Below are 9775 nucleotides of genomic sequence, written 5' to 3'. Positions count from 1 at the left end.
CGAAAAACCTGAGGTATTGGCTAACTGACCATATTCATCCTCGGTGCTCGCAGGTAAGGTTTGTAGCGTAAATACTTTTTGACCTTGTTGTGGTCCCATAGCAATGCGATAGCTTACGGAAGCCCCCACCCAGCAGGGCTTGCAACTGCAATAGACTATCTTTATCATCAATAGGTAAGTTAAGAAAACTGTTTTCTATGTCGCGCTCCACTAACCCCACTTTCTCCAAATAGTTGGCAATGCGACAGCTAATGGTGTGTACTAGCTCCACCATGTCGCTATGGGACGGCGCTTTGATGCGTGTAAAAGTCGTGCCACCCCATGGATTTTCGCTAATCGCGCCTTCTAAGAACAACATGTGGAAATGGATGTTCAGATTAAGGGCACTGCCGAACCGCTGAATAAGGGTAACTGCTCCAGTTTTCGCTTGTTTGTTGGTAAAACCTGCTTTGTTCACAATGTGCGTGGAAATGGCGCGATGAATGATTTGCATCACTTTGCTCAATTCACTTGGGTTTCTTGCTAGCAATAGCCGAAGTGGAATGGGTAAGCTTAAGACCCACTGGCGAATTGGATAACCAAGTAATACATCATCTACAAGAAGCGCGGCACTTTCTGCCATTCTTCTGGCTCCGCAGCTAGGACAGAAACCTCTGCGTTTACAGCTAAAAGCAACTAACTTCTCATACTTGCAGTCGCCACATACCACGCGTAAAAAGCCGTGCTCTAGTCGACCACAACGCAAGAACTCATCGAACTCACGCTCAACATACTTGGGTAAATACTTGCTAAGCCCTCATAAAGAGTATGAATGTCGTTTACTCTTTTCACGTTCTTGTCTATTCTGGTTTTTTAAGCTGATATATTAAGGTTGCCTCTTGCTGCTCAGGCGAATAACTCAACATGTGAAAGACCAAAACTGGTTTGCCGTTGCACTCGACTTTACGATTGTGGTGGTAGGTATTTTGATTGCGTTTCAAATCACCCAACGGAATGAGGCGCAAAAAGATAACACCATTTATGAGCAAGCTCGTACTCGCGTGATACATGAGGCAAACGTGAATTTAGCCTTTGCAAACGACTTTATTGACCACGCACTTAAATATCGTCAATTTGCAATAGACGCGATTGAGCAAATAGAAAGTTGTAATACAACCTCCGATTCAGATCAGCAACTTATGAGCACCATTGAAAAACTATGGTTTGCTTTAAGCGTTGATGTGCAAAGTGATGCGAGCAATAACATGCTGAGCTCAGACGAGTTTCTCGATAATCTTTCTGTGATAGACAGAACAAGTTTGTCTACATATAACCGCAAGCTCAAGCGCATCGTTGAAAGCGTAAATTTTGAATCTGATTATTTAATTGAGAAAGGAGTTGATTTAGATATCCAGATTTTTACGCGAACCACTGACGTAAAGTGGGGTAGCGGATTTTCAGGTTTTAAGCTCAATGTGAGCTTTAAAGAAGCCTGCCAAGACCCAGAGCTAAGAACTCTGCTGTTTGTCCGCCATGACCATGTTACTTATCAGTTAGGCATGGCCGAGGCACTTCAACAAGCTTCACAAGAGGTATTAACGGCATTAGAGAATTAACAAGTGTGCTACGCTAGCATATATCCTAAACCTTAGGCGCTAGCCATTTCGAATAGTCAGGCCTTTATGCATAAACTCAAGGCTTTCAATCCCAAGTTCATTATTGTGCGTGCTCTTGTCGAGGCACTTGATTTTACGAGTATGAGTAAAACANTCGAGGCACTTGATTTTACGAGTATGAGTAAAACAAACGCTATACGCTACCCTTCGTTACAGCTGGCATTTAGTTTGGCTATATGTTCGTTGCCAAGATGATTTAGGCATTTTGGCAAATTGAACAGTTTTCATTGTATGGTCTTTTCAAGTCTTTGGTATAGCAATAATGGAATTTGAGCGCATGTTGCCCTACCATTTCAGGATCTATTTCTTAGTATCTTATTTTGCTTATTGTCTACGCCCCAAAGTTGAAGTCGCGTTGAATATATTGCGCGCAGTAATCCCTAAAAGATTGACTGCGCTTTTTATGATTTAGGAATTAAGCGCTTAATTCATTAAACAGTGCTTCGAATGAAATATGCGTGTCAATATCAACGGAGCGCTTAATTAAACGAGCAACATCTCTAGCAGAAATTAGCCCACGAATTTCATGGTTCTGACGATCTATAACTAAGCAATGCTGTTGATGGTTATGCTTTTGTGTTTCTAACACGTCTTCTATTGTCGCCCTACTAAGATCCTTAATATCAAAACACTTTAGAGTCTCTCGGGGGTGCATAAAGTCACTGACCAAGAGTTCATCTCGAGATGTGTTTTTGTCGACCTTCTTCAAGATATTTTCTTCAGAGAGATCATACAGGCTAACTATGCCAATAAACTTCTTGTTTTTATCAAGCACTAGCTTCATTTTAACGTGCGAGCGTTTCATCAAATTCTCAAGGTCCAGCGCTTTAACGTTAGCCTCGATTACCCGAGGGGTGTGTTGACGAAAATCGGTCAAAATACTTAAAGCGGGTGTTTTTCCTGAAATAGAATATTGTTCTTCAGGCCACACTAAGGTGTCGATTGACTCTGTATTGTATAGGTTTAACGATTTCATGGGGACTTCCTTTAATTCTTTAATAACTGACTAGATACAGACTCACGGCTTACGTTTGGGGTGTAAGAACACATGAGTTTGATGATATAACTATCGATTGCTTGGCTAAGCTGCTATGCAAAGCCAGAGTAAGTTAAATAAAGCGAAAAGGTGGTGCGCGGATGTTAAATGCGGTTTGTTGCAGTAATATAGGCTGTTCAACCACAAAGACGTAATCAGAATATACATTTTCTGCCAGAATATGAGGCTCAGAAGAGCTCGCTATATCATAATCAAAAGAGGCGTTTTCAAAGGTGACCCATGCGCTATTGTCTCTATCATTACTAGCCTGAGCAGCAAGGTTTTCGTAATGCTGACTAAATAACTTATCTGCGCCACTCAGTAGCACAGTAAAAGCTATTATTAGCGTCAGCAGTAGTTTGTTCAAAATGGCGTGCCTGTTTTCGTTTGCTCTTTGAATATATGCTTATTTGCAAATAAATCAATATGATTAATTCGCATCAAGGATGCAGAGCCCGTTTTCTATTGTAAGCAAATGTATTTGCTTTCGTTCTTATCAAAGGCTTTATTTCAAACTAGTCTAATTGATTAAAATTCACAGACTGTTGCGCTTGCAAAGGCTAAACCTTGTTTGTCGTAAGCAGCTTCTCCGATAAAGTGTGGATAGATGGTATCTCCCTGCCAAGCGATATCATTACCATGAAAATCAATAAAACATGGTGCACCGTTAATCAGCTCTGAAAAGTCATTTGCGTCTAAATCAGGATGAATCATGGCTGAGCGTTGCCCGTTAGTGTCAACTGGATAAGGGACTTCTGCCAGAAGTCTAAATGCTTGAATGGCGCTTAACTCTTTAATGCCGTGGGTATTTACAGATTCAATATAAGCTAAAATATGTTCGGTCATTTCTACCGTCTCTTGAAATACTTTAGCTCTCAATGCACCTTGTGCTTGCGGACCAACTTCTACCATCACACTGCGTTTGCCGACGGTACAAAAGTAAGGGTGCTGAAGATAGGGAATATGGTCTTCTACTAAGATGTTTGCGCTCGGCATGTTTGTTTTAACGTAGCGAGCTAAGTTGCGATTAAAGGCATCGCTTTCAAGCACGATTAGCGTTGGGCCCATTGCACTAGTTGTGTTATGAATATCAATGATAAAGTCAGTCTTAGGTGCTGATTTTGGACCAAGCTGTTGATTTAACTGCTGCGCTAGCGCGGTCTCACAATTAAGGCTCGTTGACCCCTGATTTTCTTGCAGTTTATTGAGAACGAACTGTCGATTTAAGTCCTCATCAATGAAGCGAGTACGAGCCTTGATAGACGCCTGATTAACTAAAAGGAAGGCTAATTCGGCACTCGGAATTAATTTGCGAATGGCGCCGTCGTTTCTCAGCCAATGATTGACCGCATATACACCCGATAACTCGTTACCATGGGTGCCGCCACAAATAGTAATAGTTTTATTTTTCATGATTTAAAAAAGTCGTCTGGTTGTTCACTCAGCAAAGCCTCGATGTCTTCAATATCAATATTAATTGGATTTTGCTCGTTAATGTTTGCGCCAGATGGCAGGCGGTTTTCTTCGGCTGCCCACTGACCGAGGTCGATAAGTTGACAGCGTTTTGAGCAAAAGGGCCTGAACGTTGAGCTTGTCTTCCATACTACATGGGCTTTGCAGCTTGGACAGTTTACGGTTGTTGTCATAGGGTAGAAGTTCTTAATCAGTTAATGGAATATAGTTATAAATTTAGCAACTGGCTATTTCAAAATCGATGTTCTGAGCTATTGCACCCGTTGTGCCTTCAGCAGGGGTTAACATCATAAATTTGATGCCGTATCGATATTTGTTGCCGCTGAGCACTGGATAATATCCTTTGGTATTGTCACACTTAACACGAATAAGCTCCATTTTGTCTTCAACATTTCCTTGATAAAAGCCATTCTTTGCCGTTACCGAAATATAACGCCCTCGCTCTCTCAAAAATGACAAGAGCATACCAATACTGCTTTCAACTAAATGCAAATGCGCTCGCCATGTTTCAATATGTGATTTACGCATATCTTCGGGTTGTTTTAACCAACAAAATAAACTCGGCAGATCGAAACTAGTGGCGCCGCCAGGGATCGAAAAACGCTGACGTATGTTATTCAGGAATTTTTCATCACGGATACCTGAGCCTAACTTTTTGTTCTTTTTAAGTTCGGTACTAAGGGAATGCAGAGTTTGCAAAGCCTGCTCTAAAGCTGAGCTATCTATATCGGGGTGTTGCGACCAATATTTCAAGTTCTTTTCTTGGACGTCGATGTCTCTGACAAAGTCGGTACGCAAATCGAGGCGTTCAATTAAGTCAATTAAATCAAACAGTACATCAAAGAAATATAGATACTGGAACTCAGTATTGGCAAACTTCACTTCATTTAATTGCTGGAACAATTGCTCGAGTCGCAAGTAGTTTCGCACTTTTTCACCAAGCGGAAATTCGTATAGTGCGACGGTCATAGAATGTTCCTTTTCTGTTGGTATTGCATTAGCGTATGCTTGCAAGCGACAGGTACTGCTGATGCAAGCGATTAACCTGTTGAATTAACTCACTCTTATCTTTGCTATTGTTGACTACATCGTCAGCAACTGCAAGCCTCTGTTGACGAGTACATTGATTTTGCATGATGGCTTTGATGGTGCTTTCGGTATTTTGTTGTCCACCAACAGCGTGATTGTCTCTATTTGTGGCGCGCTGGAGTTGTACTGATTCCTCCACGTCGACTACTAAAACGCGGTTGACCATAGACATAAGATTATTTTCGACTAGCAGCGGAATAGATAGTATGGAATAAGGTGAGGAGGCCGAGCTGCTTTGCAATAGCATTTGCTCGCGGATCAGAGGGTGCAAAAGATTATCGAGCCACTGTTTGTCTGGTGGATGACTAAACACTCGCTGGCGCAAGTTCGCTCTATCTAACTCCCCAGATGGCAAAATAACTGAGTCGCCAAAATGAGCTTGAATGGATTTAAGACCAACACTACCCGGAGCAACCACTTCCCGAGCGATAAGATCAGCGTCGACGACCACAATGCCTTTTTCGGCAAATAAATCGGTTACGGTGGTTTTGCCGGAGCCAATACCACCCGTTACTCCTACAACAAATTGACTCATATTCGTAATCTAAGCACCATAACAAAAGGGTGCTTATCATACGCAATATTCGGGCGCTGTGCGAGTACGCTTAACTTACAATAAAGTTGCTATGTACCAATCAGCGATAGCGTCGCCATAGAGCATGGTTAGGAACCCTGCAGCGGCTAAATAGGGACCAAAGGGTATGGCTAAGGTTCGGCCCTTTTTTTGTATTATCATCAGGGCAATACCGACGACAGCGCCGACGGCAGAAGAAAGTAATATTACGATTGGAAGATGTTGCCAACCCACCCACACCCCTATTGCGGCTAGTAGTTTGAAATCACCAAAACCCATACCTTCTTTACCGGTGGCCAACTTAAAGAGCCAATAGACTGAAAACAAAGACAGGTAGCCTGCAATGGCACCCAATACTGAATCGACGAGGTGCGATGGTTCAAATATAGTAACAGTCAGTAGCCCTAACCAAAGAAAAGATAGGGTGAGCGTATCGGGTAAGAGCATCTCATCTATGTCAATGAAGGTCATGGCTACCAGTAGCCACGTGCCGACTATAAATGCCAAGGTGATCGGCGCATAGCCAAGTTGCCAGGCAGCAAGCGCACTTAACAGGGCAGTTAGTAATTCAATTGCGGGGTAGCGCATCGAAATTGAGGTTGCACAAGCGCTGCACTTGCCGCGTAAAAACAGCCAGCTCAATACCGGTATATTTTCCCAAGCCCGAATGCCGTGGCCGCATTTTGGACATTTTGAGTCAGGCTTTACGAGGTTAAAGGTCTCGCCACTATGAGGGTAAGATTCAGGATCGGCGTCTGGGTGCTGATATGCGTATATTTCGGCTTCCCATCCCCGCTTCATCATTACGGGTATACGATAAATAACGACGTTCAGAAAACTCCCTACTAACAGGCTTAATACAAATGTAAAACCAATAAAGAATGTGGGAGAGTTTTCAATTAACGCTAGCATGTAAATATCCTGCATAGTTTCGTTGTGCCTTTCATTATTACTTATTTATAAATAACAACAAGCATATGTCGACTTATTACTAGTATTAACGGCATAAAAAAGGCTTGCATGAGGCAAGCCTTGGATTTTCTACTTATGATCTTATAAATTTTAGATTACCGAGCCCATGTTAAAGATTGGGAGGTACATCGCAATGATTAGGCCGCCGATGACAACGCCTAATACTGCCATTATCATGGGTTCTAAAAGTGCCGTTAATCCGTCGACCATGTCGTCGACTTCGGCTTCATAAATGGTCGCAATTTTGCCAAGCATACTATCTACAGAACCTGACTCTTCGCCAATTGCTACCATTTGAATAACCATTGGGGGAAAGACCTTGGATGAGCGCATTGCAGTGTTCATTTGAATGCCGCCTGCCACCTCTTTTTTAATCAGCATGATAGCATCGCGAAATATTGCGTTTCCTGAGGCCCCTGCTGCAGAGTCAAGGGCGGCGATAAGCGGAACACCCGCTGCAAAGGTAGTTGACAAAGTACGGGCGAAACGGGCGACAGCAGCCTTCTTTAGTATCTCACCAATCGCTGGGATTTTTAGAATCTTTGCGTCAATCGAATCTCTTAGGCTTGGAGAAGCCCTATGAGCCCTCACAAAGAGCATGCCAGCGGCGACTAAACCGCCCAATATGAAAATGCCATAAGATTGCACAAAATTCGATAACCTTAGTACCATTTGTGTGAACGCAGGAAGTTCAGCTCCAAAACCAGAGAAGATTTCTTCAAACGTTGGTACAACATAGATTAAAAGAATTACTGTAACGATTAGCGCAACAACTAATACCGCTATTGGGTAAAACATGGCTTTTTTGATTTTTGATTTAAGCGCTTCAGCTTTTTCTTTATATATCGCAATTCGTTCGTATATTGTTTCTAGGGAACCAGACTGTTCGCCGGTTTCCACTAAATCACAATATAAATCGTCAAATTGTAATGGAAATTTTCTCAGGGCAGAGTTGAACGGATTACCCGCTTTTACATCTTCTGTTATGGCAGCCATCATTTTACGAACCGAAGGCTTGGTGCTACCTTGTCCAATCATTTCGAGCGATTGAATTAATGTTACCCCAGCGTTGAGCATAGTGGCAATTTGCCTGGATAGCAGTGTAACATCTTGCGCGTTGGCTTTCTTGTCGCCAAAAGAGAAAAGAGGTTTGGGCTGTTTCTTTACAGATTTGGCCGAAATACCCTGACGACGCAACATGTTTTTGGCTTCAAGTACAGAGCCGGCAGAAATTTCTCCTTTGGCTTTTTTACCAGCGCGGTCTGCGCCCTGCCAAATAAAGGTTTCAATTGCTTTAGACATAATTTGCCTCTATATCAACATGGTTTTAGACAAAAAAGCCCAGCATAACTGGGCTATTATCTTGGTAGATATTTTGACGCTTACTAGCTACACAATGTTGCTGGTGTGCAAGTCTCAGTCCAACGTAAACCGTTGTTTGATGCAGCAACTGGTGTCAATACATAAGTTGCAGCGTTGGACCCGCCGATAGTTACACCAGTTTTTGATGTTGCAGTAATAACACCTGCTGCAGTCGTTACGCCTACTTCATTAGCAGATGCAGCAATTGTAGCTGGTACACCATTGGTCGCTTGTGTACAGTTAGCAAACGCGCCGCCATTTAGCTGTGAACAAACTTCAACGGCTGACTTTGCCGACGCTGTCGCATTTTTCAGTTCAGAGAATCGCGCTGAGTCGATGTAGTTATTGTATGCTGGCAACGCGATCGCAGCCAAAATACCGATGATTGCTACAACAATCATTAGTTCGATTAAGGTAAAACCTTTTTGAGCAGATTTAGTAAATTTAGACATGGTCATTTTCCTCTAGTGCGTGCAAACGCGTTCATAGTTTAAAGTTAAGCAAGTTAATATTGGCTGAAAAAGACTTTAGTGACTCACACTTGCTTCCCAACCTTGAGTCCGAGTATAAAACTAGTCAGTTGGTTGTGAAGTATGCAGTTACATACCTAAGTGTAGGTTTGCACACAGCATGTCCGATGATGTCCTTATAAGTTGATTGTTAACGGTATGAAATCAATCAATTAATAACGACAAATCCAGAGCTTTAACATGCTTCGTTAGAGCGCCAGACGACACGTAATCTACACCGGTATCTGCTAATTCAAGCAGTCTTTTGTCAGTAATATTGCCTGAAACTTCAAGTTTACAACGACCGTCAGCAATTGTTACTGCCTCTTGGACTTGTTTGGCATTGAAATTATCAAGCATTACTATATCGGCGCCTGCGAGAATAGCTTGATGGAGTTCGTCGATGTTTTCTACTTCTAGTTCTATCGTTTTACCCGAATCCATGGTGCGTGCTCTTTCAACTGCTTTTTTTATACTGCCACAGGACCGTATGTGATTCTCTTTTATCAGGAACGCATCATATAGGCCCATACGGTGGTTTTCACCGCCGCCGCAAACTACAGCATATTTTTGTGCTTGTCTATATCGAGGTATGGTTTTTCTAGTATCTAGCAATTTTGTTATACTTTTGGCTAATAACTTTGTATAACAATGGGTTACTGTTGCAGTTCCGCTTAAAAACTGCACAAAATTCAAGGCTGTGCGTTCGGCGGTCAAAATAGCTCTGGCATTCCCCTGTATTGTCACGAGCACATCATTTGCCTTGATTTGTTCCGCATCATTTTTTAACCATTGAATATTTAGCGTCGGGTCTATCTGCAGAAAGGCTTCGGTCGCCCACTGCTGGCCGCATAAAATACCGTTTTCTCTAGTAATTATTTTGGCGGTAACCATTGTTGTAGGATCAATCAAACTCGCCGTAATATCATTTTCCGGATGCAGGGAGCCGCCTAAGTCTTCAATCAGTGCTGAGCGCACATCGTCAGTAATGTTTAGTGAATATCCTGTTTGCATATCATCTTCAATTTTATGGAATTGGCGCTATTCTAATCAGTCAGCTTGGTTGGTACTAGGCTTGTGAGGCAATTCTTTTTCAAAAGGCAAG

At 42.4% G+C, this 9775-nt stretch carries 11 protein-coding genes and 1 pseudogene; 1 reads left to right on the top strand and 11 read right to left on the bottom strand.

Annotated features, from left to right (window positions below; all coding sequences use genetic code 11):
• Window positions 1-787: pseudogene (locus AB9H30_RS13195) on the bottom strand (transposase zinc-binding domain-containing protein); the annotation flags it as partial.
• Window positions 788-905: 118 nt separating this feature from the next.
• Between AB9H30_RS13195 and AB9H30_RS13190 the strand changes: the two are divergent.
• Window positions 906-1595 (top strand): hypothetical protein, encoded by a 690-nt coding sequence (locus AB9H30_RS13190; RefSeq protein WP_371195156.1) that lies wholly within the window; start codon window positions 906-908, stop codon window positions 1593-1595.
• Between the two features lie 475 nt (window positions 1596-2070).
• On the opposite strand, the gene AB9H30_RS13185 is transcribed toward AB9H30_RS13190, so the two are convergent.
• The 10 genes from AB9H30_RS13185 to nadC all read right to left on the bottom strand — a co-directional run bounded on the left by AB9H30_RS13185 (window position 2071) and on the right by nadC (window position 9684).
• On the bottom strand, window positions 2071-2631 hold the full coding sequence (locus AB9H30_RS13185; RefSeq protein WP_371195155.1) for a CBS domain-containing protein: 561 nt from the start codon (window positions 2629-2631) through the stop codon (window positions 2071-2073).
• Between the two features lie 133 nt (window positions 2632-2764).
• Window positions 2765-3058, bottom strand: coding sequence for a hypothetical protein (locus AB9H30_RS13180; protein WP_371195154.1), 294 nt, complete (start codon window positions 3056-3058; stop codon window positions 2765-2767).
• Between the two features lie 161 nt (window positions 3059-3219).
• Window positions 3220-4104: an aspartoacylase gene (locus tag AB9H30_RS13175; protein ID WP_371195153.1), complete on the bottom strand. Its 885-nt coding sequence runs from the start codon at window positions 4102-4104 to the stop codon at window positions 3220-3222.
• On the bottom strand, window positions 4101-4337 hold the full coding sequence (gene yacG / locus AB9H30_RS13170; RefSeq protein WP_371195152.1) for a DNA gyrase inhibitor YacG: 237 nt from the start codon (window positions 4335-4337) through the stop codon (window positions 4101-4103). The genes AB9H30_RS13175 and yacG overlap by 4 nt, the downstream gene beginning before the upstream one ends.
• Before the next feature lie 43 nt (window positions 4338-4380).
• Complete coding sequence (zapD, locus tag AB9H30_RS13165; protein WP_371195151.1) at window positions 4381-5133, bottom strand: cell division protein ZapD; 753 nt, start codon at window positions 5131-5133, stop codon at window positions 4381-4383.
• A gap of 28 nt (window positions 5134-5161) precedes the next feature.
• Entirely contained in the window at window positions 5162-5788 is a 627-nt protein-coding gene (gene coaE / locus AB9H30_RS13160; RefSeq protein ID WP_371195150.1) for a dephospho-CoA kinase, read from the bottom strand.
• Between the two features lie 75 nt (window positions 5789-5863).
• Window positions 5864-6739 carry an A24 family peptidase gene (locus AB9H30_RS13155; protein WP_371195149.1) on the bottom strand — a complete coding sequence of 292 codons (876 nt, stop codon included), beginning with the start codon at window positions 6737-6739 and terminating at the stop codon, window positions 5864-5866.
• A gap of 150 nt (window positions 6740-6889) precedes the next feature.
• Window positions 6890-8101, bottom strand: a complete 1212-nt coding sequence (locus AB9H30_RS13150; protein ID WP_371195148.1) for a type II secretion system F family protein — start codon at window positions 8099-8101, stop codon at window positions 6890-6892.
• A gap of 83 nt (window positions 8102-8184) precedes the next feature.
• Window positions 8185-8613: a prepilin-type N-terminal cleavage/methylation domain-containing protein gene (locus AB9H30_RS13145; RefSeq protein ID WP_371195147.1), complete on the bottom strand. Its 429-nt coding sequence runs from the start codon at window positions 8611-8613 to the stop codon at window positions 8185-8187.
• 222 nt (window positions 8614-8835) lie between these two features.
• Entirely contained in the window at window positions 8836-9684 is an 849-nt protein-coding gene (gene nadC, locus AB9H30_RS13140) for a carboxylating nicotinate-nucleotide diphosphorylase (RefSeq protein ID WP_371195146.1), read from the bottom strand.
• Window positions 9685-9775: the final 91 nt, after the last annotated feature.

The organism is Glaciecola sp. SC05, from assembly GCF_041380235.1.
Lineage (GTDB): Bacteria > Pseudomonadota > Gammaproteobacteria > Enterobacterales > Alteromonadaceae > Glaciecola.
This window is presented reverse-complemented; position numbering and strand designations above follow the sequence as displayed.